Here is a 23629-nt window from a genome sequence, read left to right on the forward strand (position 1 = left end):
TCGGGCACACCCCGTCCGAGGAGGATCCCTTGCTTGACGTCCACCTGATGCTGGCGAGCGCCACGTCGGGCCCCGTGCTCGACATCGCGGTCATCCTGGCGCTCCTGGCGCTGATCATCGTCGTCGCCCGCCTGGCCGGCGCGGCGGTCGCCAAGATCGGCATCCCGCCGGTGGTGGGAGAGATCGCCGCCGGCGTGCTGCTCGGCCCCAGCCTCCTGGGCACCGAGCTCAGCGGCGAGCTGTTCCCGACCGACCAGCGGGGCTTCCTCGACGTCCTGGCCCGCGTCGGCCTGGTGCTCTTCATGTTCGTCGTCGGCCTCGAGCTGGACATCAAGCTGATCAAGGGCCGGGAGAAGGTCGCCGGATCGGTGTCGATCTGCTCGATCATCCTGCCGTTCACCCTCGGCATCGGCCTGGCCCACCTCTTCGTCACCAGCGATGCGACGGAGGCCCTCAAGCCCGAGGGAGCCGACTTCTGGCCCTTTGCGCTGTTCATGGGCGCGGCGATGTCCATCACGGCCTTCCCGGTGCTGGCGCGCATCCTCACCGACCGGCGGATGCATCGCACCGAGACGGGTGGGCTCGCCCTCGCCTGCGCTGCGACCGACGACATCATCGCGTGGACCCTGCTCGCCGTCGTGCTGGCGATCGCCGGTGTCGACGGGGGACACGGCCACCTGCCGAGCTGGGCGATCTACCTCGCGATCCCGTTCGTGCTGATCGCGATCTTCGTGGTGCGTCCGGCCCTGACCGGCCTCACCCGGGCCTATCACAAGGCCGGCGAGCTGACACCGGCGATCCTCTCGGTCGTCCTGGTCGGCATGCTCCTGTTCGCAGCGACCACCGAGGTCCTCGGGATCCACTACATCTTCGGAGCCTTCCTCTTCGGCGCGATCATCCCGCACGAGCAGGCCGCAGCGCTCCGCCACGAGATCCTCGTCCGGCTCGAGCAGATCTCGGTGCTCCTGCTGCTGCCGGTGTTCTTCCTGATCTCCGGTCTCAAGGTCGACATCCAGGGCCTCGGGAGCGAGCACATCATCCCGCTCCTGGCGATCCTCTCGGTCGCCATCGTCGGCAAGTACGTCGGCGCGTACGTCGGCGCCCGGTTGCAGAAGGTGCCGCACTGGCAGGCGAGCTCGCTCGGCCTGCTGATGAACACCCGCGGCCTGACCGAGCTGATCATCCTCAACGTCGGTCTCGAGAAGGGCCTGCTCAGCAAGGAGCTGTTCACCCTGATGGTGATCATGGCGCTGGTCACCACGGTGATGACCGGCCCGCTGCTGGGCTTCACCTACCCCCAGCGCCGGGTGGCGCGCGACATCGCCGAGGCGGAGCGTGCCGCCCTCGGCGAGGAGGCCGTCGACCGGATCCTCGTCCTGGCCCAGGACGGACAGGACAACCGCCTGCTCGTCGATCTCGCCCGGGCGGCGCTCGCCGGAGCCTCGCCCGCGGAGATCGTCATCACCGACCTGACACCCCAGGGTCGCCCGCTCGAGGTCGGCAGCGGCATGTCCCTCGACCTCGCCGAGATGGCCGCCGCCATGGAGCGGCAGCAGGTCCTGGTCCACCACGGCGAGGCCCTGGGCATCCCGGTCCGGGTCATCGCGCACCCGAGTGCCGACGTGCAGCAGGACCTCGTGGAGCTCGTCGGAGTGCTCGCACCGCAGGGTCTCGTCGCCTGGTCCGGCGATCCGGCGCTGGACGCCGTCGTGGCCGCCAACGAGTCGCCGGTCATCGTCGCCTCGGCCGGCACTCCGGTCCCCGACGCGGATGCGCCGGTCGTGGTGCACGGCAGCGCCGACGTCGACGGTGACGCGGCCGCGGTGCTCGGTGCCCGGCTCGCCGTGGTGCGGGGAACGACGATCGAGCTGCGGGGCGAGGGACGCCGGATCGCCAGCGCCCGCACGGCCCTGGCTGCGCGGGGGATCGCCGTGGTCGAGACTGCTGAGGAGACGGGCCCGCTGGCCGCCGTACCCCTCGAGATCTCGGGCTTCCCCGTGGGCGGTGCCGGGATCAGCGTGCGTGCCGAGCTCGACGCCGCGCCCACCGACTTCGCGGTTGTCGCCCTCGGCGAGGTGTCGACCCCCGCCTGAGCGCTCAGCGCACGATGCCGAAGCGCTGGAGCCCGCCCCAGAACTCCTCGGTGCGGTCCTGCCCGGTGGCGATCTCGATCTGGGACAGGGTCATCTCGGCGCTGCCGACGACGAAGGCGGCGGAGCGCGCCATGTCTCCCTCGCAGGCGCGTTCGACCACCTCGGCGACCTCGGCCAGCAGGGCGACGTCGTCGAACGCCGCGGTCGACCGGCCGCGGTGATCCGCCTGTTCGTACGCCGTGCGCAGCTCCTCGTGGATCCGCGAGAACCGCGCGACCGTGCCCGGCGGCAGGTGCGGTCGGCGCCCCGAGCCGAACTGCGAGAGCACAGCGGCGAAGTCGGCGTCCTCCGCGACGCCCGCGACCTCGGCGTAGAAGCGCGCGGCCCACTCGACCAGCTCGCGCTGGAGGTGTGTGGGCAGGTCGGCCGCGGCGTCGACCGGGTCGGGCTTGGGGGTGAGGATCGCGGCGGGGGAGTCGGGCAGGAACTGCTCCAGGAGATCGGCGGTGAAGCTCGCGTGGTGCGGGCCGCCGTGGACGCGGCCTGCTGCCTGCATGGTCATCATCGCGGCGTGCAGGGAGCGCCAGGCCGACGTGGCCGGATCGGGGTGCAGGGCGGCCCGGGCGACGCCTGCGGCCCACTGCAGCAGGTTGCCGGCCCGGAAGCGGCCCTCCGAGAACGTGTCGTCGTCCGACCCCAGGACGTCGTCGCCGAGGTCGGCAAGGCCCTCCTCGGGCTCCATCGCCTGCAACCGGGCGACGATGTCCTCCCACTCCGGGTCCGAGGTGCCCTCGCTGCCTGACCAGTCGTGCGGCCGGTCCTTCGACGACTCCGCGCTGACGGCGCGATCGATGGCGGCGAAGCGGGACCTCGAACGCTCGGGGAGCGGATCCGGGGCCAGGACACCGATGCAGTCGAGCACCGCCGAGAAGTCCGGGTCCTCGAGGACCCCGGCGGTGGCGAGGCTGCGGCGGAGCACCCAGGCCACCAGCGCCCGCTGCCGCACGGGGCTCCACCGCTCGATCTCCTCGACCAGTCGGGGGTACTCCCGCGCCAGCCGGGTCGTCCCGGTCGTGTCGGCACCGACGACATCGGGGAGCGGGTTGATCTGCACGAGGACGGCAAGGTCGAGGTCGTGCTCACCGAACCCGAGACCGGTGTACGCCTCGACCATGGCCGCGCCCAGCGCCACCGGGTCCACCTCGTCGGAGTCGAGGTGGGGACGCGCCAGGGCCCGCAGATCCTCGGGGAGGTCGGCCAGGTCGTCCTCGTCGTACGGCGGCAGCTCGACCGACGCGACCTCGCGGCCGGCCTCGGCGCAGGTGAAGCTCACGCCGACGTTCTCGTTCCAGTAGACGCTCGCCACCCGCTCGCCGGTCGCCACGAGCGAGGCCGGGAGCAGCACCTCGGACCGGGTGCCCTCGTAGCCGTTGGGTTCGACGGCGATCGCACCGCCCGTCACGGCGTTGAAGGCCGCGACGTCAAGGTCGAGGTCCTCCTCGGCCACCGGCTGATCCGGGTCCGCCCCGAACAGGCGGGCGAGCTCGGGTGGCGCGACGCCCCCCACCACCGTCACGCACCCGGTGACGGGCAGGAGGCCGGTGAGCCAGGCGTAGCGGTCAGGAGAGGTCACGGGCGTGGAGATCGGCGGCCGCGGGCGGCGACTGAGCCGTCGGGGCTCAGCTGCTGGCGCCGGCGTGCGTGTTGAAGGCCAGCGTGCGGTGCCCGATGCGGACCCTGGTGCCCTGGACGAGGACCTGCTCGGTGCCCGGAGGCATCCGGACCCAGTCCGGGGTCTTCGGGACGTGCACGAAGGTGCCGTTGGTCGAGTTGTTGTCGATGAGGACGACGTCCCAGCCCCGCATCTCCAGACGGGCGTGGACCCGGGAGACCTGGTTCGACTGGTCGATGATCGGGAGCGGGCGGAACTCACCCGAGGCGATCCGCTCGTCCGCACTCGGGTCGCGGCCCAGCAGGTAGGGGTTGTCGAGCTGGAACACCGATCCGTCGTCCAGCACGATGACGCCGAGCGGCGGGCGGACGCCGTTCACGAGCACCGGCGTCTGCTGGACCATGTTGATCCCGCAGATCCCGCAGAAGAGCACGCGTGGGTCGTTGAAGTGACGGTTCTTGCAGTAGACACCGCGCACCTGCTCCTGCGGGCTGTCCTTGACGACCTGAGCGGCGCTGTCGACGATCGGCAGCGGCTCGAAGTCGTCCATGTCCTCCTCGACGTCGCCGATCAGCACGGACTGGAAGCTGACCTGCTCGTCCGCCGGAGGCGGCGGCAGGGGGCGTCCGGCGACGGGCGCGGCGGGTGCCGGGGGAGCCGGCGGCTCGGGCGCCGCCACCACCGGAGCCGGCACGACGGGGGTGGAGGCCACCGGTGCCGGTGCCACGACGGGGATGTCCTCGGCGGTCGGGACCGGTGTGTCGTCGTGACCATGACCGTGGCCGTGACCGTCGTGGCCATCAGCCGCCGCCATCGGGGCGACCTCCTGGCTGACATGCTGGTCGACCTCCTGGGCGGCAGCGAGGTCGCCGGGCACGGCGAACGAACCGGCGGGGACCACCCCGCCGTCGAGGCGGTACGACGACCCGGCGGCGGGAACGGCGTTCCCGGCCAGCGCGACGCTCACCGAGCCGACCGGCCACGGGATCAGACGCTCGACCCAGGCCAGCGAGTCGGCTCCGGAGATCTCCTCGCCGTCGACGGTGACGGTGACGTCACCGTCGATGAAGACGGCCAGGCCGGTGGTGTGGGGTGCCAGCGCGGCGAAACCAGGGGACTGCTCGACGGAGGTCGACAGCATCAGCGCGTAGCCACGCACCAGCTGACGTCCCTGGCCGCCGTTGGCGGCCACCATCTCGGCGTGCTCGAGGTAGGGCTTGACGACCTCGGCGTCGCTGGAGCCGACCAGGAGGGTGACCGGACCGATCCGGGCAAGGGTGCCGTCCCCGGCCCCGGGCACGACCAGTGCGCGCGACCAGTCCTCAGCAGTAGTGGCAGCCATGGTCGTCACACGATCCTTCCACCGAAGAAGCGCCAGCGGATGAGCGGCACTCGCATGGGTCCGTTGGTCCACACCCAGATCACGAACCAGATCACCGAGAAGTCGATGAAGAAGGCCCAGAAGGGCACGCTGCCCTCGTCGATGCCGGGCACGACGCCTGCGTCGACGAGCAGCCAGACGAGGGCGCCCTCGTTGAGGATCGTGATCAGGCCGAACATCGTGGGCCAGTCCTTCTCCCACCGGAACTGCTGGATGCCGTGGTAGATCAGCTCCCACACGATGCCCAGCACGAGCACGGTCGCCAGGATGATGAAGGTGGTCCCGTGGTCCGGGTCGCCGGGCAGGACAGGCGTCAGGACGAGCGTGACCAGGGAGCCGAAGACGACGAGCATGAAGATCCGGGTCTGCAGCCGGCCGTTCAGGGTGGGCAACATCAGCGATCTCCTCGCAGTTTCGCGGACGGCAGTGGCACGAGCCGCATCACGGGGCGCTCCCGGCGAGCCACTTCCACCACTGCAGCGTCGAGCGGACCGGGCCGATGCGCTTGCAGAAGCCGCGCTTGGCGAGGTCGCCGTAGATCTCCTGCGCAGCGACCTGCAGCCCGAGGAACGTGTCGACACCGGGGAAGTAACCACCGAGCGTGGTGGCGCCCGAGGCGTACAGGGTCCCGCTGCCGGACGCGGTGCCGATCAGCTCGAAGTTGCGATCGACGTTGAGCCGCCCGACGGGGTTGCGGCTGGCGCCGCCGTGGTCGAGCAGGTCCTTGAGCAGGCGGTGCTCGGCGATGTCCGCCTCGAGGCCGGTGCAGTCGATGACGAAGTCGACCTCGAGCGGGACGACACCCTGGGCGGTGCGGACCTGGTTGAGGATCCGCTCGCCGCTGGGCTGCATGTCCTCGACGGTGCCGACGACGACGTTGTACCAACCCTCGCGGCGGCCCTGGTTCATCTGGCGCTGCCAGCTCTTGCGCCAGGGGGTGTTCGTGCCGCCCATCCGCTTGTAGAGCTCGGCCCGCTGCTCGCCGTCCAGCTTGCGGACCTGTGCCTTCAGCTGTCCGCCCCACACCGACTTCGGGTAGTTGAAGCCCTGGTAGGCCCAGCCGTTCTCCCCACGACGACGCATGAACGTCCGGGTGCGCCCGCCTCCCGGGCGGGCGTCGCCCTCGTTGCCGTAGCCGTCGTTGGTGCCGTTGATGTAGGTGCGGAACAGGTGCACGATGTTGGTCTGCGCGCCGTACTTCTCGCGGTCGTCCATAAGCCGCTGCAGGATCCGGGACGCGACGATGCCGCCGCCGCGCACCAGCACGGTGCTCGGCGTCTGGACGAGCCGCTCGTAGACGTGTTCGTGCGCCTCGTAGGCGTTGACGATGTGGCGGTAGTCGTTGTTCTCGGTGCGGTAGCGCTGCAGCTCGGGGAGGAACTTCAGGCCCGGGTAGCCGACGGCGATGTGGACGTACTGCGAGCGGAACGCCACCCGCTTCGTCGCCGACGCACCCTCCGGAGGCGTGAGGATGGTGAAGTAGCCGCCGCCGTAGCGGCGTCGCACGATCCGCACGAGACCCTTGACCAGCATCTCGTTGTAGGCGATCCGGTTGGACTCGCGCTCGAGGTTCTCGAAGACGTGGCCGGCCTTCGGCGTGTAGTAGTCGGTGAAGATCGGCTCCGCGAAGACGCTCCACAGCGGTGCGAGCGTCTTCTTCTGGATGGCCTCGCTCACGGCGTACGACGGGAAGCCCCAGATGTTGTCGGGCCGTGACGCGGAGTCGGACCGGATCCGCTCGGGCCGCGGGACCTGCGAGACCCGGGTGAGGTACTCGTAGGTCTGCCAGGGGAAGTCCAGCGTGCTCAGCACCCGCATCTGCGATGTCGGCACGCCGGCGATCCGCAGGTAGTCGACCGTGACGAAGCTGCCGATGCCACCGCCGATCGTCACGAAGGGGATGTCCACGATCGGGATGCCGGCCGCGGCGACCAGCTCGTCGGTCCAGAAGTCCGTCTGCAGCATCTGGTCGGTGAGGTCACCGGAGATGGGCTGCGAGGGCAGGTACGTCGACGGGTCGGTGGTGGGCACCACGGATGCTGCAGCGGGCTCGCTCAACGTGCCTCCTTGATCGCTGAATGCGTCGGGAACGCTACACCGGCTACCCGATGTGCCGCGCCCTGAATCCTTGCACCTCTCGGGCCCGGTTTGGAGGGTTCGTCGCGGATTACGATGGTTTCCCGGTGTTGGGGCGGTGGCAGCGTGACATGCTGGAGCCGGCGGCACACCGCCCGGACCGAGACCCACGGAGGATTCGCGTGCAGGGAATCGCTGACTACGAGTTCGTGCGCCCGTTGGGCGAGTCGAACTACGGAACCAATTACCTCGCCACCGCGCCGGCGCGACTCGGTGTCGCTGCCGACGAGGTCGTCGTGAAGGTGATCGCGGGTCCGACGTCCGACGACGCCTTCCGGCGGGCGACCCGCGAGCTCAAGCACTTCAGCGTGGCCGACTCCGACCGCCTGGTGGCGGTCTACGACGCCGGCCGCCACGGTGGGGCCTTCTACTACGCGATGGAGTTCCTGCCGCTCGGCTCGCTGGAGAGCCCGCACGGCGACTTCGGCGCCGACCGGTTGGTGGCCGCCGTCCGCGACGCCGCGCTGGCTGCCCACGCCCTGCACGAGCGCGGGATCGCGCACCGCGACATCAAGCCCGCCAACATCCTGCTCGCCGAGGACGGCGGTCGGCTGGCCGACCTCGGCCTGTCCCAGCTGCTCTCGCCCGGCATGGTGACGACCGGACTCGGCCAGATCGGCCTCGAGTTCACCGATCCCGCGATCATGCTCGGTGCCCAGGCCTCGCGCGCCAGTGACATCTGGTCGCTCGGCGCCTCCCTGCACTTCGCGATCACCGGCAAGGGTGTCTACGGCGACCTCAAGGGCACCGAGCCGCTGCTCCTGGTCCGCTCCATCCTCGCCTCGCAGCCCACGCTGTCGGATCAGCTCTCGACGGACGCACGGTCGCTGATCGCCGCGTGCCTCGACGCCGACGTCACGGCCCGTCCGCGCACCGCCTCGGAGGTCGCCGAGCGCGTCTCCGGACTGGTGACCGAGCTCGGCTCCGCCGTCCAGGGCTGAGCGGCATGGAGCTCCACGACGCGATCAAGGACGTCGTCACCCGCCACGGCGATGCGATGCTGTCCGATGCGACTGGTTTCCGCGGCGTCCTCGACGACGTGCTCGAGGAGGACCAGGCGAGCACCGGCGAGATCAACCTGCTCGCCGACGCCGTCCGCTTCGAGGTGCTGCCCGCACTCCGTTCGCTGATCTCGGGCGGTGCCGATCCGTCCCGCGCTGTCGACGAGGCCGGTGCACGCCTGGCCCGCGAGCGCGGTGGCGATGACCTCGTCGCCTCGAGCTGGGCTGCTGCCGTTCTCGGGTACGCCGTCGGCGTGGTCCCCGAGGCCGTCGTCCTCCGGCACCGCTCCCAGCGGGGCCCGACCCGGATGCCGCCGCCCACCGCCGGCCCGACCTCGCCGCCGCGACCGCCGGTGCAGTCGCCGCCGCAGACCGCCTGGCCGGCCCAGCCGGCCCAGCCGGGGCCGCCCACGGTGCTCCCGGGGTACGGTTCGGCGCCCCAACCGGGAGCACAACCGGGTTCCCAGCCCGCGCCGTACGGCTCGTTCCAGCAGTACCCCTCCTCGCAGGGCTACCAGCCGGATCCCTATCGAGGCGCCCCGCCGAAGAAGCGCCGCAGTCCCGTGATCTGGGTGGCTGCTGCGGTCGCGGGCGTGGTGGTCGTGGGCGGCGGCATCGTGGGCGTGGTGCTCGCGACAGGTGGCGACGACCCCGGCCCCGACGGCCCCACGAAGAGCTCCGGCTCCGAGAGCCCCGGGGTGGACGTCGACCTGGAGGCGATCAACTCCCGCTACGACGCTTTGGCCTCCGACGTCACCGCCGGCGCCAGCGACTGCGCGGCCGGGACGCCCGGCACGGGTCAGACCGAGGTTGTCGAGTGCACCGTCAGCGCGGGCAAGCTCGCGCTCGTCACCTACGCCGACGCCGCCTCGCTGACGGCGGCCCGCACCGCCCGGCTCGACTACCGCTCCGGCACGTTGACGGCCGACAACGGCACCACCGCGCTCTACGAGTACGACCCCGAGCGGGGCGGCACGTCCGATCCCGCGCTCGTCTACTGGGACAGCACCAACGCCCTGCAGTCTGCGACGATCACCGGTGAGGGCAGCGTCAAGATCGACTCGTTGACCAGCCTCTACACCGCCACCTCGCCGCGTGTCGCGGAGCCCACCGCCCCGGCGGACGAGGTGTTGCGCGAGTTCATCGAGATCAACCTCGACGTCGCGACCTGCACCCGCCAGAGGACCTTCTTCGCCGGCGAGACCGAGGAGAGCTCCTGCAAGGCCAACGTCGAGGGCGTCGTGGTCAACGTCGGGCGCTACTCCACCCGCAAGGGCATGACCGACGACCGCAAGTACTACAAGGGCAAGTACGACGCCGCCAAGAAGCAGGGCGGCGGCGGCACGTGGAAGTTCGGCGAGGGCAAGGCGGAGGGCGGCTACTACGCCTACCTCGACGAGGGCACCGCCACGCTCTACTGGGACTGGAACAAGGCCGAGTGCAACTGCTACGGCGTGGCCTGGAGCTTCGACGGCAACCTGTCGAAGCTCGAGAAGTGGTGGCCCAGCGACGAGGAGTGATCCTGCGGGTCACTCACGCGGGTCACCCACGAGGTTCACCCACGAGGTTCACCCACGAGGTTCACCCACGAGGTCACTCGGGGACGGGCACCGTGTCCGCGAGGTCGGGCCGGTTGATCCCGTCGACGTCGGAGCGGACGAGGAGCGCCATGGTGGTGTCGTCGCCGCCGATCTGGGCGGGCTCGGCGAGCCACTCGGGCAGCTGCTCGTGGATCCAGTTGAGCCCGCGGCTGCGGCTGAACTCCAGGAGCTGCTCGCCGGTCTGGCGCCACCATCCGTCGCTGTCCACGCGGGCCCGGCCGAACCCGTCGGTGCAGAGGAAGACCAGGGCGACGTCCTCGATGTCGGGGTCCACCACCGCGACACGGAGTGCGTCCAGGGGCCGGGGCTGGCACAGCGAGCTGGTGTGCAGGCCGTCCAGGTCCGGGTCCTCCGGGAGCGGACGGGAGGCCTCGCCGCGGGCCGAGACGAGCACCGAGTCGCCGTCCCCGATCTGCAGGAACACGACCAGGGAGCCGATGGCGGCCGTCGCGAGGATGGTCGATCCGTAGGCCCGCAGGTGGTCCGCGGAGGCGCCCAGCTCGTCCTCGGCCTCGGAGTAGGGGTGGGCTGCGAGGTGGTGCTCGACCTTCGCGGTCCACGTGTCCACCAGACCCGCGCCCGCGGCGCGCACGAGGTCGGTGGCAGCAGCGAGGTCGCCCTGCCCGGCCAGGTCGGCGAGCGGGGCGAGGATGCGGCGGAGCTCCTCGACGGCGCTGACCACGGCCAGTGCGGCGCCGGTGTCGCTGCGGAAGTGGAGCTTGTGGCCGTGGCCGTCGGCGACGGCAACGACGGCGTGGCCGGCGGCCGCATCCGTCCACGTGTGCACGGCGTCCTGCAGCGGCAGGCGATCACGCACGTGCACGGAGCCGATCGACGTGCCGGACAACGTCGTCCAGCTGGTCTTCATCCGAGCGTGCTCCAGATCGGGTCACCGATCGGGTTCGGGGGAGCGGCGCCCACGCCAGTGCCCGGTCCGACGATCGGCCGCGAGGCGACCTTGCTGGCGGCCTTGGAGGCCCAGACGATGTACTCGACCAGCTGCTCGGGGTTGTCAGCGCGCAGGAGCGGGACGTCCTCGTCGCCGATGAAGCGACGCATGGAGTGCATGTCGGCGTCGCGGCCCACGCCGAGCGCGAGTCGGACGGCGGTGGCGCCCCAGCGGTTGTTGAGCAGGGACTGCAAGCCCTCCGCGAACGTGATCCCGCTGCTCTGGGTGGGGCGTCCGTCGGAGACCAGGATGATCGCGGGAGGGAAGGCGCTGTTGCTCTCGTCGAGGTGGTCCAGCGCTCCGGCCAGGGTCTGGAGGGCGCTGCCGAGCTCGGTGAACCCGCGCGGCACGGCCTCGAGCCGGGTCCAGTGGACCTGGTCGACGGGGGTCGGCTCCTCGATCACCCAGGTCGGCTCGTTCGCGAACGCGAGGACGCGGATCAGCAGCTCGGCGTGCGGGTTGGCGCGCGCCTCGTCACGGAGATGGGGGAGGACCTCGGTGATCGCGTTGTTGAGGGCCTGGATGCGACCACCGCGCATCATCGACCCCGAGACGTCGAGCACGAAGATGAAGTGCAGCGGCTTGCGCGCGAGTGCGCCACCGAGTCGATCGCTCATCGGTCCCTCCTCAGTTGTTGCGTGGTTCCCGGGTCGAACTGCCGCCGGGTCCACGCTATCGCTCACGCGGGCACCAGCACCGGGTTTCAACTTCCCCGGATCTGCCGAGGCTATACATTGTCACGCAGGTCGAGCGAGGCTGGTCGAGCAGCACGAACACACGGAGGTCGGGGACACCCATGGTGCTGGCAGAGGGCGTCGAGGTCGATCTCGGACCGTTGGGACGAGCCCGGGTGACCTCCCTGCTCGGACAGGGCGGCCAGGGCTACGTGTTCGAGGTGCGCCGCGACACCGGCGAGCCCCTCGCGCTGAAGTGGTACAAACCCGAGAGCGCCACCGCCCAGCAGTACGACGAGATGCAGCAGCTGGTCGAGATCGGGACGCCCCACCAGCGCTTCCTGTGGCCGCTGAGCATGGCGAGGGTCGCCACCGAGCCGAGCTTCGGCTACGTCATGCACCTGCGGCACCAGCGCTTCCTCGAGCTCAGCTTCCTCCTGCTCAACGCGGACCGAGACGGCCAGCCGCTCGACGTGTCGTTCTCGTCGATCATCGAGCTCTGCCGCCAGCTGAGCTACAGCTTCCTGCGGCTGCATGCCCGGGGCCTGTGCTACCGCGACATCTCCTTCGGCAACGTGTTCTTCGATCCCGGCAACGGCGACGTGCTGATCTGCGACAACGACAACGTCGGCATCGACAACGGCACCGGCCGGGTGCTCGGCACGCCGTACTTCATGGCGCCCGAGGTGGTGCGGGACACGACGTACCGCACCCTGCCCAACACCGACACCGACCGGCACTCCCTCGCGGTGTTGCTCTTCTACGCGCTGTTCCTGGGCCACCCCCTCGAGGGCGCCCGCACCGATGCCGGGATGCGGGACGCTCACTGGCTGATGACGCACTTCGGGACCGAGGCGCAGTTCTGCATGCACCCCACCCGCACCGACAACCGACCGGCACAGATCGTGCAGCAGTACTGGAACATCTATCCCCAGTTCCTGCGCGACCTGTTCGTCCAGGCGTTCGTCGACGGGCTCGACCAGCCCGCGGCCCGGGTCACCGAGGGGCAGTGGATCAAGGCCATGGACCGGTTGCGCGACGGGATCCTCGCCTGCCCGACCTGCGGCACCACCAACTTCTGGAGTCCGGGCGAGGGGCCGGTGACCTGCTGGCAGGACCAGACCCAGGTCGAGCCGCCCTACCTCCTGCAGGTCGGGCGCCGCACCGTGGCCGTCGGCCCCCAGACCACGATCCGTTCCGACCACCTGACCTCGGGGATCGACCACCCGACCGTGCTGGCCCAGATCCGTCAGCACCCTGAGGCGCGCGATCGATGGGGCCTGCACAACGCCTCCGACTTCTCGTGGCCGGTGAGCTATCCCGGCGGCCAGAGCTTCCTGCTGGAGCCCGACCGCACGATCGAGCTCGTCGACGGTGCCCGGATCCAGATCCGCAACTCCACCGTGCAGGTTCGCCGCCCGAGCGCGCCGACTCCCGCCCCGACTGCATAAGGTGCCGTTCATGTCTGCTCTGGTGGTCGAGGTCGATGGACGCGTCCTGCGACTCGACGGCAAGTCCGTCTACCGCATCGGTCGCGCGATCGAGGCCGATGTGGTGCTCACGGCGGGATCGGTGTCGCGTCAGCACGCCGAGCTCCAGATGAGGGACGGCACGTGGACCTTGGTCGACACCGGGAGCCAGTTCGGCACCTTCGTCGACGAGGAGCGGGTGACCGACTACGGCATCGAGCGCCGGATCGCGGTGCGCTGCGGACCGCGGGCCCCGGGTGCGGAGCTCACGATCATCCCTGCCGAGCAGTACGACGACGCCACGGCCACGCCGAGCGCTCCCGCCCCGCCGCCGCCGATCGTGGCGCCCGGCTCACTCGACGAGCCGACGAGCATCCCGTCCCCGTCGGCTCCTGCCGTCCCGCCGGCGACCCCCGCGACCAACGTGGTCGCGCCAGCCGCTGCCGTGCCGGGCACCGAGCGGTTCGCCCCGCAGACTCCTGCCGCCGGGGTGCCCGTCGCCGGGCCGCCCACCCCGGGGCCGGCCCCGGTCGCGCCTGCGGTGCCGCCGCCGGCGTACCCCGGCGCCCGCCCTCCCGGTGCCCCTGGCCTGCCGCCCGCGGTCGCGGGCAACGACGCCACCCAGATCCTCGCCGCGCAGCCGGCGGCGCCGCACCCGGGTGCGCCCGGTCCTGCCGGCGGCCCTGCCGCGTGGCCGCCGGCGCAGCGGACCGGACCGGACCTGCTGCTGGTCGCCGAGGGGCGCGAGCACCGCTTCCGTCATCCCGCGCAGATCACCGTCGGACGCCGCAGCGACTGCACCGTCGTGATCGGTGACCCGGCCTGCTCGCGGGTCCACGGCCGGGTCGACGCCCACCCCGGCGGCTGGTCCTGGACCAACCTGTCGAACGAGGGCACCTACCTCGAGGGTCGCAAGATCACCGAGCGCAGGTTCGACGAGCGGGTCGCACTGCGTCTCGGTCACCCGGTCGCGGGTCCCGAGCTGACGCTGGTCCCGATCCTGTCGGCAGCGGAGGAGGAGCGCCGGATCGCCCGACGCCGATGGGGCAGGAGGCTCGTCGTGATCGGCGCGATCGCGGCTGGGCTGGTCCTGATCGCCGGTGTGCTGGGCGCTGCCTGGTTGATCGGGCGCGACGGCGACGACGGCACCACCACCTCGATGGCTGTCCTCACCGACGCGGAGCGCGACATCGCCAAGGCGGCCACGGTGAAGATCACGGCCGACAGCCGGTCCCTGAACAACGGCCAGCAGCTGAGCTACGGCGGGTCGGGCTCGATCATCCGCAAGGACGGCCTGATCCTGACCAACGCCCACGTGGCCGCACCGGAGTCGCCCGGTCTGGTCGAGCAGTACGGCGAGAGCGTGCAGATCGAGAACCCCGAGTTCCTGCTGATCCACCTGACCGACGGCATGACGGACACGAACTCCCCGGCGGAGTTCCGCGCCCGGGTCGTGCAGACCGACGGCTACCTCGACGTCGCGGTCATCCAGGTCTACGCCAACGCCGACGGCAGCGATCTCGAGGACGACCTCGACCTGCCCACGGTCCCCGTCGGCTCCTCCGGAGACCTGCGGGCCGGCGACGACGTGACGGTGCTCGGCTTCCCGGCGGTGGCCCGGTCCGAGGACTCGATCACCGTGACCACGGGCGTGATCTCCACGATCATCAACGACCCGGACCTCGGGCCGCGCTCGGAGCTGGACACCGATGCCCGCATCGCACCCGGCAACTCGGGTGGCATGGCCATCAACAACGATGCCGAGCTGATCGGCATCCCCACGGCGCTGCTGCCGGACCTGAGCTCACCGGTGCTGAGCGGCCGGATCCGGGCCATCGACGCGGTCAAGGGACTGATCAACCGCGCGGAGGCCGCGGTCGACTGATCAGCTGGCCTTCTTCGCCGCAGCCTTCTTGGTCGCGGTCTTCTTGGCGGCGGTCTTCTTGGCGGCCGCCTTCTTCGCCGGGCTCTTCCTGGCGGCGGTCTTCTTGGACGGTGCCTTCGTGGCTGCCGACTTCTTCGCCGGCTTGTCGGTCTCGCCCCGCGAGGACTTGGCGGCCTCGACCGATCGCTGCAGTGCCGCGAGCAGGTCGACGACCTCGCCGCCGGTCTTGGCCGAGGTCTCGGTGCGCTGGACCTCACCGCCCTCGATCTTGGCCTTCACCACGGCGTTGACCGCGTCGGCGTAGTCGTCCTCGAACTCGGAGGCATCGAAGTCGCCGGAGAGGGTCTCGATGAGCATCTGGGCCATCTTCACCTCGGCATCCTTGACGTCGCCGGCCTCGACGCTGAAGTCCGGCTGGCGGATCTCGTCGGGCCACATCATCGTCTGGAGCACAATCACGTCGCCGGTCTCGCTGGGACGGACCCGCAGCACCGCGGTGGTGGTCCGCTGCCGGAGCGCGACCGTGACCACGGCCATCCGGTTGGAGTCGAGCAACGCCTGGCGCAGCAGCGCGTAGGGCTTGGCCGCCGCGCCCTCGGGCTCGAGGTAGTAGGACTTCTCGAACAGCATCGGGTCGATCTGGTCGGCCGGCACGAACTTCTCGACCGCGATCTCGCGCGACGAGGTCGTCGGGAGGTTGGCCATGTCGTCCTCGGTGAGCACGACCATCTCGCCGTCCTCGGTCTCGAAGCCCTTGGCGATGTCGGAGTACGGCACTTCCTCGCCGTCGATCGCGCAGACGCGCTGGTACTTGATCCGGCCACCGTCCTTGGCATGCACCTGCCGGAACGACACGTCATGGCTCTCGGTCGCGCTGTAGAGCTTCACCGGGACGCTGACGAGGCCGAACGAGACGGCACCCTTCCAGATCGCACGCATGGTCGAAGCCTACGCCGACGCGCCGACAGCGGTGGGGAGTGCGGGCTGCGACGATGTGCGGGTGGACCAGTCGTTCGGGATCGTCGGCGGCGGCATCGTCGGGCTCGCCGTGGCGCGTGCGCTCCTCCTGCGGCGGCCGGGCGCCCGCGTGCTGGTCCTGGAGAAGGAGGACCGGGTCGGCGCTCACCAGACGGGTCACAACTCCGGGGTCGTCCACGCGGGCATCTACTACCGGCCGGGCAGCCTCAAGGCCGAGCTGTGCGCCCGTGGTCGCCTCCTGCTGCGTGACTACTGCGCCGAGCACGGCCTGTCCCACCTCGAGTGCGGCAAGGTCGTCGTCGCCGTCGACAGGTCCGAGCTGGAGCGCTTCGAGGCGTTGGAGCGCACCGCTCGCGAGAACGCGGTGCCGGGGCTGCGTCGCCTCGATGCTGCCGGACTCCGTGAGGTCGAACCGCAGGCGGCTGGTCTCGCCGCCCTGCACTCGCCGCAGACGGCGATCACCGACTACGTCGCAATCGCGGACCAGCTGGCCGGCGAGGTCGTCGCTGCCGGGGGCGAGGTCCACACCTCCACCCGGGCGACAGGCATCGAGCAGAAGGCCGGCCGGATCCGGGTCCTGACCGATCGGACGTCGTACGACGTCGACAGGCTGGTGCTGTGCGGCGGGCTCCAGGCAGACCGGCTCGGCCGGCTGGCCGGCGGTGCTGCCGCGCCTCGCATCGTGCCCTTCCGTGGCGAGTACATGGCGGTCGCCACCGGCAAGCAGGAGCTCGTGCGGGGCATGGTCTACCCCGTTCCCGACCCGAGGTACCCGTTCCTGGGCGTGCACTTCACCCGCCGGGTCGACGGTGGTCTCGAGGTCGGCCCCAACGCCGTCCTCGCGCTGCACCGCGACTCCTACCGTCGCTCGGCGGTGCGTCCCGCCGACGTCGCCAGCATCGCGAGCTGGCCCGGCACCTGGCAGATGGCCCGACAGCACTGGCGCACCGGCGTCCGCGAGGTCCGCGGATCGCTGTCGACACGCAGCTACATGCGCAGCGCCCAGCGCTACGTCCCGTCGATCGGGGCCGAGGACGTGGTCCGGGCGGGCTTCGGCATCCGCGCGCAGGCGGTCGATCGCGACGGCTCCCTCGTCGACGACTTCCGGATCGACCGGGACGGCGGCGTGGTGAGCGTGCGGAATGCGCCCTCGCCGGCGGCGACGTCCAGCCTGGCGATCGCGGAGCACGTCGTCGCGCAGATCCTCACGGCATGATGGGAGACGTGCCTGCCCTGCTGCCGATGCTCGCCTCGCCGGGAACGTACGTCCCGCCCGGCGAGGAGTGGTCCCACGAGGTCAAGTGGGACGGCATCCGCGCCCTCGCCACGGTCGGGGCCGACGCGGTCGGGCTGGTCAGCCGCAACGGCAACGCCATCACGCCGGCCTGGCCGGAGGTCGCCCGACGTCCGGGGCTCCAGGCGGGGACCGTCGTGGACGGCGAGATCATCGCGCTCAACGAGCGTGGGGTGCCGGACTTCCGGGTCCTGATGGACCGGATGCACGTCCGCAGGGCCGCGACCGTCGCCCGGCTGGCGGAGCGCGCCCCGGCGACCTTCATGGTCTTCGACCTGCTCCGCCTCGCAGGCCAGGACCTCTGCGGGCTGCCGCTGGAGGAGCGCCGCAGGATGCTGGCCGACCTGGATCTCGCGGCGGCCGGCTGGCAGGTCCCGCAGGAGTACGACGACGGGGCGATGCTGCTGCAGGCGACCCGGGCACAGGGGCTCGAGGGAATCGTGAGCAAGCGCCGGAGCTCGACCTACCGGCCGGGGGAGCGCAGCCCGCACTGGCTGAAGTTCGCCCACCGCCACCGCGCGTCGTACGTCGTCGGCGGCTGGCGATCGCAGACCGGGACGAGTGGCCGGCTCGCGGCCCTGCTCGTGGGCGAGCCGACCGCCGACGGGCTGGCCTACCGCGGGCGGGTCGGCAGCGGGATCGGCCCGAAGCAGTCGCGGGTCCTGGCCGATCTCCTCGCCCCGCTGGTCCGGACCGAGAGTCCGTTCGTCGACGAGGTGCCGCGGACCGACGCCGAGGGCACCACCTGGGTGGAGCCAGTGATCGTGGTGGACGTCGACACCCACGGACTCGGGCACGCGCGGCTGCGCCAGCCGTCGTTCCAGGGCGTGCGCAGCGACGTGACCCCTGACGACCTCGCGGCCACGGGGGAGGGCTGATGCCGAAGAAGCCGGAGCACGAACGGACCGAGGTGCACGTCGACGTCGACGGACGCACGCTGCGTCTCACCAGTCTCGAGAAGGTGCTGTACCCGCAGACGGGCACCACCAAGGGCGAGGTGCTCGACTACTACGCACGGATCGCCCCGGTGCTGCTGCCGCACCTCGCCGGCCGTCCGGTCACCCGGATCCGCTGGCCCCACGGCGTCGGCGACATGAGCTTCTTCGAGAAGAACGCTCCGGCGGGCACGCCGAGCTGGGTGCGGACCGTCGAGGTGCCGACGACCGGCAGTCGCGGCCCGAGCCGGCACGGCGACACCCTCCGCTTCCCGATCGTCGACCAGCTCGCGACGCTGGTGTGGGCGGTCAACCTGGCCGCCCTCGAGCTGCACGTGCACCAGTGGACGGTCGACGACGACGGTGAGCCCGCTGGCGCGGACCGGGTCGTGATCGACCTCGACCCGGGCGAACCGGCCGGCCTGCACGAGTGCTGCCAGGTGGCGTTGTTGGCACGCGACGCGCTCGCCGAGCGGGGCCTCGAGACGTTCCCCGTCACCAGCGGCAGCAAGGGCCTGCACCTCTACGCGCCCCTCGCCGACGCGCTGGGCTCGGAAGAGACCAGCGCCCTCGCCAAGGAGATCGCCGAGGAGCTCCAGGGCGCCCGCGGCGACCTGGTCACCGCGACCATGACCAAGTCGCGCCGGCGGGGGAAGGTCTTCCTCGACTGGTCGCAGAACGCCGGGTCCAAGACCACCGTGTCGCCGTACTCCCTGCGGGGGACTCCGCGACCCCAGGTCGCGACACCGGTGACCTGGGACGAGGTGGCCGCGGGCGCCGAGGATCCGCTCGGGCTCGAGCAGTTCTCGATGGCGCAGGTGCTCGAGCGGGTCGAGGAGCACGGCGACCTGTTTGCCGGCTGAGACGCCTACGCGTCGTGGTCGGTCCTCACCCGTCGCTGCGCCGACGCATGGCGTAGACGTCGAACTCCGTCACCACGCCGGCCGGGTCGCCGCCGGTGCCGACCGCGCTGGCGACCTCGGCGGGCAGGGTGGCGTGGTCGGCCTCGTCGAGGGTGGCGTCGATCAGCATCTGGAACTCCGGGGACGGGTGGTCGACCCGCAGTGCGGTCCCCTCGATCCGCCAGCCGTGGCGACCGAGCTCGTCGAACAGGCCCATCAGCGTGGTGTTCTTCTCCGCCGGGATGCCCTCGAAGCCGTCGGCCGCCTCGATCAGGTAGACGGGGCGGGTGACGGCGAGCGTGGCGGCGTCGTACAACGGCACCCACAGGCGCGCGTACTCGTAGACCCGCTTCACGCTCACCCTGCCAGTGTAGGCGGCTGCGCCGACGTCCGCGCGGACGTTCGGGGCAGAGCCGGGGCAGCTCAGGCGGAGCGCAGCGGACGTACCGCGGCAGGATTCACCACGTTGGCCAGGTCGAGCCCTGCGCCGAGGAGCAGCCCGGAACCGACGATGCCCGGCGCATCGACGACGTCGGCCACGATCGCCGTGACGTTGTCGCGCGAGCCCGCATCGAGGGCGGCCCGGACCAGCCACTCGGTCGACATCGAGCGTGCGTCGAGGGCCAGCATCATCTGCACAGCGGCCGGCGAGAGCACGTCGCTGAGACCGTCGCTGCACAGCAACAGGCGATCGCCCGCACGCAGGTCGAGCGGGACGACCACGGGCTCCGGCGTGTGGTCGCCGTCGACCGCCTGCAGCACGACATGGCGGTACGGCGACCGGCTCGCCTCCTCGGCGGTGATCCGCCCGGCATCGAGGAGCTCCTGGACCATGGTCTGGTCGTGCGAGAGCTGGGAGAGCGCGCCCTCGCGGAGCAGGTAGGCACGTGAGTCGCCGACCTGTGCCAGCACGGTGTGGACCCCGTCGGTGAGCACGGCCGTCAGGGTGGTGGCCATGCCGGTGCGGCGCGGGTCGGCGCGGACCCCGGCGGCCAGCTGGTCGTGCGCCTCGCGGGTCGCCGCCCGCAGCAGCCGGCCCGGTTCGAGTCCGGGGTGGGCGAGCACCCGGGCGCTCAGGACGTACGTCGTGGTGGCCGAGGCGACCTCGCCCGCTGCCGCGCCGCCGACGCCGTCGGCCACGCAGAGCAGGTAGGGGCTCGCGAAACCGGAGTCCTCGTTGTGCTCGCGCACGCGCCCGGTGTCGCTCAGCGCGGCGAATCGGAACTGCAGCACGGCGTACCTCCCAGGCGTCAGGGACGACCCCAGCGGGTCACCACCGATGGTGCCCGCTCACCTGTCAAACGTCCATGGTGGCGCCGAGAGTTCCCCGCGGGGAACTCCGCTCGTGGACTACGAGCGGAAGCCGACCTGGCCCGAGGTGCTGCGGCCGATCTCGACGTAGGCGAGCTTCGCCACGGGGACGACGGTGACCTTGCCCTTGGTGTCGGTGAGCGTCAGCACGCCGTTGTCGGCGGCGAGGGCCTCGTTGACCAGCGCGGCGATGCCGTCGTTGGAATTGTCGGCCTCGATGACGAGCTCGCGGGCGGTGTTCTGGATGCCGATCTTGACCTCGACGGTCATGGACACACTCCTCGTTCGGGGGACGGCCGCGCTCGCGGTCCGTCGACACTCATCAGACTAGTCAGCAGGCCCAGCGCCGGCCATGTGGACCCGGTCGAGTCGCTGGACCCTGCCTCACTCGGGGTTTTCGTCGATGAGGGGGTACCCACCGATCCCGCGCCAGGCCAGGCCGGACACGAGCGTGGTCGCCTGGTCCCTGGTGAGACCTGCGAGACCACCGTCGGTGTCCGTCATCCAGAACCGGGCACTGACCTGTGCCATTCCCACGAGGGAGACGGCGAGCAGGCGGGAGGCTGCCGGGGGCAGCGAGGTGTCGTCCTCGATGACGGTTGCGATCAGGTCGGCGCACTCGGTGGTCACCCGGTCGACGTGGCCGCGGACCGCGGGCTCGTTGGTCAGGTCGGACTCGAAGACGAGCCGGAACGCACCGGTGTCGTGGCCGACGTACGCGTAGAACGCATCGATGGTGGCTGCCACCCGCATCTTGTTGTCGTGGGTCGCGGCCAGCGCCTTGCGGCAGTTGTCGATGATCGCGTCGCACGCGGCGTCCAGGATCGCGAGGTACAGCTCGAGCTTGCCCGGGAAGTGCTGGTAGAGGACCGGCTTGGACACGCCCGCCCGCTCGGCGATGTCGTCCATGGCGGCGGCGTGATAGCCCTGCGCCACGAAGACCTCGAGGGCTGCAGCCAGCAGCTGCGCGCGCCGTTCACGGCGGGGGAGCCGTACGCCGCGCCGTCGTGTCTCGTCCAGGTCGAACTGCTCGGTCACCACGCCGTGAGCCTACTCGCTGGTAGCCATCCGGCCGGAGAGGTACCCCTGCGGCGACCCCGTGGTCCAGACGGTGGGACGTGGCGTCCGGCACTTGGACCGGCAGGGACCATGGGAGGAAGGGAACACCCGGGCGGGCCGCAGCGTTACCGCCGAGACGTTCACCCCCTCTGGACCGGACAACTACAGGAGTTACCCCGTGAGCTTTCCCGCGCTGGTCGAGCCGGCCGCCGAGCTGACCATCGACGAGGTCCGCCGCTACAGCCGCCACCTGATCATCCCTGACGTCGCGATGGACGGTCAGAAGCGGCTGAAGAACGCCAAGGTGCTGGTCATCGGCGCCGGTGGCCTCGGCAGCCCCGCCCTGCTCTACCTGGCCGCGGCCGGTGTGGGCACGCTCGGCATCGCCGAGTTCGACGAGGTCGACGAGTCCAACCTGCAGCGCCAGGTCATCCACGGCATGTCGGACCTCGGCAAGGCCAAGGGCCTCTCGGCCAAGGAGTCGATCCTCGAGATCAACCCGCTGGTCACCGTGAACCTCCACGAGGAGCGCCTGGACAACGACAACGTCCTCGAGGTCTTCAAGGGCTACGACCTGATCGTCGACGGCACCGACAACTTCGCGACCCGCTACATGGTCAACGACGCGGCCTACTTCCTCGGGATCCCCTACGTCTGGGGCTCTATCTACCGCTTCGACGGCCAGGCTTCGGTGTTCGCGCCGACCATGGCCGACGACGCCCCCTGCTACCGCTGCCTGTACCCCGAGCCGCCGCCGCCGGGCATGGTCCCGTCCTGCGCCGAGGGCGGCGTGCTGGGTGTGCTGTGCGCCTCGATCGGTTCGATCCAGGTCAACGAGGCCATCAAGCTCCTCATCGGCGCCGGTGACCCGGCCATCGGCAAGCTCGTCATCTACGACGCACTCGAGCTCGAGTGGCGCAAGCTGAAGGTCCGCAAGGACCCCAACTGCGCGCTGTGCGGCGACAACCCGACCGTCACCGGCCTCATCGACTACGACGCCTTCTGCGGTGCGATCTCCGAGGAGGCGGCCGACGCGGCCGTCGACGCGACGATCAGCGTCACCCAGCTCGCCTCGATGATCAAGGAGCGCGAGGAGGGCAGCCGTGACTTCGTCCTCGTCGACGTGCGCGAGCCCGCCGAGGCCGAGATCAACCACATCCCCGGTGCCGTGCTGATCCCGAAGGGCGACTTCCTCAACGGATCCGCCCTGGGACAGCTGCCGTCGGTCGACTCCGGCAAGCAGCTCGTGCTGCACTGCAAGAGCGGTGTGCGTTCGGCCGAGTGCCTCGCGATCGTCAAGGGCGCGGGCTACGACGACGCCGTCCACGTCGGTGGCGGCGTGGTCGCCTGGGTCAACCAGATCGACCCGAGCCAGCCCACCTACTGAGGTTCGACACAGGAGCCCCGTCCTCGCCGGACGGGGCTCCTGTCGTCTGCGGACCTGTCCGGGACGTGTTGAATGGCCCCGTGGACGAGGGGTACGTCGAAGCGGTGCTCGCGCTGGTCGAGCAGATCCCGGCCGGCCGGATCACGACGTACGGCGCGCTGGCGGCCGTCGTCGGAGGCGGGCCGCGCCAGGTGGGGTCGGTGATGGCGAGGTACGGCGGCCCGGTGCCGTGGTGGCGGGTGGTGCGCGCCGATGGCACGCTCCCGCCCAGCCACGGCGACCGGGCCCGTGGTGCCTACCTGGCCGAGGGCACGCCGCTGAAGCTCAGCGGCGGCCTCGACCTGTCACGGGCCTTCTGGGATCCCGTGACGGGGGACTGAGCTCAGCCGAGCGCGGCGATGGCCGCGTCGTAGTCGGGCTCGGTGGCGATCTCGGGGACGAGCTCGGTGTGCAGGACGTTGCCGTCGGCGCCGACGACGACGACCGCGCGGGCGAGCAGGCCCTCGAACTTGCCGTCGACGAGCTTCACGCCGTAGTCGTCACCGAAGGACGTCCGGAAGCCGGAGGCCGTGGTGACGTTCTCGATGCCCTCGGCGCCGCAGAAGCGGGCCTGCGCGAACGGCAGGTCCTGCGAGACGTTGATGACGGTCGTGTTCTCGAGGCCGGCGGCCAGCTCGTTGAACTTCCGCACGCTCGCGGCGCACACGCCCGTGTCGACGCTCGGGAAGATGTTGAGCACGGCGCGCTGACCCTCGGAGAGGGACACGGCGGCGAAGTCGGATCCGACGAGCTCGAAGGTGGGCGCAGCAGCGCCGACCGCGGGGAGGTCGCCGACAGTGTTGACGGGGTTGCCCCCGAGTGCAGTGGTAGCCATGCCCTGATGTCTAGCAGGTCGCGCGACA

At 70.9% G+C, this 23629-nt stretch carries 22 protein-coding genes; 10 read left to right on the forward strand and 12 right to left on the reverse strand.

What is annotated here, in order from left to right:
* The first annotated feature begins 29 nt into the window (after positions 1 to 29).
* Positions 30 to 2093 (forward strand): cation:proton antiporter, encoded by a 2064-nt coding sequence (locus ASE01_RS17540; RefSeq protein WP_056755216.1) that lies wholly within the window; start codon positions 30 to 32, stop codon positions 2091 to 2093.
* Between the two features lie 4 nt (positions 2094 to 2097).
* Here ASE01_RS17540 and ASE01_RS17545 read toward each other — a convergent pair whose 3' ends face one another.
* Genes ASE01_RS17545 through ASE01_RS17560 form a run of 4 tightly spaced genes read right to left on the reverse strand, consistent with a single transcriptional unit; the run spans position 2098 to position 7204 of the window.
* On the reverse strand, positions 2098 to 3726 hold the full coding sequence (locus ASE01_RS17545) for a hypothetical protein (RefSeq protein ID WP_056755219.1): 1629 nt from the start codon (positions 3724 to 3726) through the stop codon (positions 2098 to 2100).
* A 46-nt stretch (positions 3727 to 3772) separates the two neighbouring features.
* Positions 3773 to 5107: an FHA domain-containing protein gene (locus ASE01_RS17550; RefSeq protein ID WP_157537473.1), complete on the reverse strand. Its 1335-nt coding sequence runs from the start codon at positions 5105 to 5107 to the stop codon at positions 3773 to 3775.
* A 5-nt stretch (positions 5108 to 5112) separates the two neighbouring features.
* Positions 5113 to 5541, reverse strand: a complete 429-nt coding sequence (locus ASE01_RS17555) for a hypothetical protein (RefSeq protein WP_056755225.1) — start codon at positions 5539 to 5541, stop codon at positions 5113 to 5115.
* A 46-nt stretch (positions 5542 to 5587) separates the two neighbouring features.
* On the reverse strand, positions 5588 to 7204 hold the full coding sequence (locus ASE01_RS17560) for a hypothetical protein (protein ID WP_200958894.1): 1617 nt from the start codon (positions 7202 to 7204) through the stop codon (positions 5588 to 5590).
* 200 nt (positions 7205 to 7404) lie between these two features.
* Between ASE01_RS17560 and ASE01_RS17565 the strand changes: the two genes are divergently transcribed.
* Positions 7405 to 8223 carry a protein kinase domain-containing protein gene (locus ASE01_RS17565; RefSeq protein ID WP_056755233.1) on the forward strand — a complete coding sequence of 273 codons (819 nt, stop codon included), beginning with the start codon at positions 7405 to 7407 and terminating at the stop codon, positions 8221 to 8223.
* Positions 8224 to 8228: 5 nt separating this feature from the next.
* Positions 8229 to 9803, forward strand: a complete 1575-nt coding sequence (locus ASE01_RS17570) for a hypothetical protein (RefSeq protein WP_056755236.1) — start codon at positions 8229 to 8231, stop codon at positions 9801 to 9803.
* A gap of 73 nt (positions 9804 to 9876) precedes the next feature.
* Here the strand turns inward: ASE01_RS17570 and ASE01_RS17575 are convergent, their stop codons facing one another.
* Entirely contained in the window at positions 9877 to 10752 is an 876-nt protein-coding gene (locus ASE01_RS17575) for a protein phosphatase 2C domain-containing protein (RefSeq protein WP_056755239.1), read from the reverse strand.
* The gene (locus ASE01_RS17580; protein WP_056755242.1) at positions 10749 to 11450 is read right to left on the reverse strand and encodes a vWA domain-containing protein; all 702 of its coding nucleotides are present in this window, start codon (positions 11448 to 11450) and stop codon (positions 10749 to 10751) included. The genes ASE01_RS17575 and ASE01_RS17580 overlap by 4 nt, the downstream gene beginning before the upstream one ends.
* A gap of 179 nt (positions 11451 to 11629) precedes the next feature.
* Between ASE01_RS17580 and ASE01_RS17585 the strand changes: the two genes are divergently transcribed.
* Positions 11630 to 12958 (forward strand): protein kinase domain-containing protein, encoded by a 1329-nt coding sequence (locus ASE01_RS17585; RefSeq protein ID WP_056755245.1) that lies wholly within the window; start codon positions 11630 to 11632, stop codon positions 12956 to 12958.
* Positions 12959 to 12968: 10 nt separating this feature from the next.
* A complete protein-coding gene (locus tag ASE01_RS17590; protein WP_082606182.1) occupies positions 12969 to 14861 on the forward strand; it encodes an FHA domain-containing protein in 1893 nt (630 codons plus the stop codon).
* On the opposite strand, the gene ASE01_RS17595 is transcribed toward ASE01_RS17590, so the two are convergent.
* Entirely contained in the window at positions 14862 to 15800 is a 939-nt protein-coding gene (locus ASE01_RS17595; protein ID WP_056755251.1) for a Ku protein, read from the reverse strand.
* Positions 15801 to 15861: 61 nt separating this feature from the next.
* Here ASE01_RS17595 and lhgO point away from each other — a divergent pair, with 61 nt between their 5' ends.
* Genes lhgO through ligD (ASE01_RS17610) form a run of 3 tightly spaced genes read left to right on the forward strand, consistent with a single transcriptional unit; the run spans position 15862 to position 18931 of the window.
* Complete coding sequence (gene lhgO / locus ASE01_RS17600; protein ID WP_056755736.1) at positions 15862 to 17055, forward strand: L-2-hydroxyglutarate oxidase; 1194 nt, start codon at positions 15862 to 15864, stop codon at positions 17053 to 17055.
* A gap of 8 nt (positions 17056 to 17063) precedes the next feature.
* Positions 17064 to 18011, forward strand: coding sequence for a non-homologous end-joining DNA ligase (gene ligD, locus ASE01_RS17605; RefSeq protein WP_235536084.1), 948 nt, complete (start codon positions 17064 to 17066; stop codon positions 18009 to 18011).
* Positions 18011 to 18931, forward strand: coding sequence for a non-homologous end-joining DNA ligase (gene ligD / locus ASE01_RS17610; protein WP_056755254.1), 921 nt, complete (start codon positions 18011 to 18013; stop codon positions 18929 to 18931). Before ligD (ASE01_RS17605) ends, ligD (ASE01_RS17610) begins: the two co-directional genes overlap by 1 nt.
* Positions 18932 to 18956: 25 nt before the next feature.
* On the opposite strand, the gene ASE01_RS17615 is transcribed toward ligD (ASE01_RS17610), so the two are convergent.
* The 4 genes from ASE01_RS17615 to ASE01_RS17630 form a co-directional block, all read right to left on the reverse strand.
* Positions 18957 to 19331 carry a hypothetical protein gene (locus ASE01_RS17615; RefSeq protein WP_157537474.1) on the reverse strand — a complete coding sequence of 125 codons (375 nt, stop codon included), beginning with the start codon at positions 19329 to 19331 and terminating at the stop codon, positions 18957 to 18959.
* Positions 19332 to 19393: 62 nt separating this feature from the next.
* Positions 19394 to 20203 carry a PP2C family protein-serine/threonine phosphatase gene (locus ASE01_RS17620; protein ID WP_056755260.1) on the reverse strand — a complete coding sequence of 270 codons (810 nt, stop codon included), beginning with the start codon at positions 20201 to 20203 and terminating at the stop codon, positions 19394 to 19396.
* Between the two features lie 117 nt (positions 20204 to 20320).
* On the reverse strand, positions 20321 to 20551 hold the full coding sequence (locus ASE01_RS17625) for a DUF3107 domain-containing protein (RefSeq protein WP_056755262.1): 231 nt from the start codon (positions 20549 to 20551) through the stop codon (positions 20321 to 20323).
* Positions 20552 to 20665: 114 nt separating this feature from the next.
* The gene (locus ASE01_RS17630) at positions 20666 to 21322 is read right to left on the reverse strand and encodes a TetR/AcrR family transcriptional regulator (protein WP_082606184.1); all 657 of its coding nucleotides are present in this window, start codon (positions 21320 to 21322) and stop codon (positions 20666 to 20668) included.
* A 196-nt stretch (positions 21323 to 21518) separates the two neighbouring features.
* Here ASE01_RS17630 and moeZ point away from each other — a divergent pair, with 196 nt between their 5' ends.
* Both moeZ and ASE01_RS17640 read left to right on the forward strand, forming a co-directional pair.
* Entirely contained in the window at positions 21519 to 22727 is a 1209-nt protein-coding gene (gene moeZ / locus ASE01_RS17635; RefSeq protein WP_056755265.1) for an adenylyltransferase/sulfurtransferase MoeZ, read from the forward strand.
* An 80-nt stretch (positions 22728 to 22807) separates the two neighbouring features.
* Positions 22808 to 23107: an MGMT family protein gene (locus tag ASE01_RS17640; RefSeq protein ID WP_200958895.1), complete on the forward strand. Its 300-nt coding sequence runs from the start codon at positions 22808 to 22810 to the stop codon at positions 23105 to 23107.
* Positions 23108 to 23109: 2 nt separating this feature from the next.
* On the opposite strand, the gene tpx is transcribed toward ASE01_RS17640, so the two are convergent.
* Positions 23110 to 23601 carry a thiol peroxidase gene (gene tpx / locus ASE01_RS17645; RefSeq protein WP_056755268.1) on the reverse strand — a complete coding sequence of 164 codons (492 nt, stop codon included), beginning with the start codon at positions 23599 to 23601 and terminating at the stop codon, positions 23110 to 23112.
* Positions 23602 to 23629 lie beyond the last annotated feature (28 nt).

It is taken from the genome of Nocardioides sp. Root190 (assembly GCF_001428565.1).
GTDB lineage: Bacteria > Actinomycetota > Actinomycetes > Propionibacteriales > Nocardioidaceae > Nocardioides.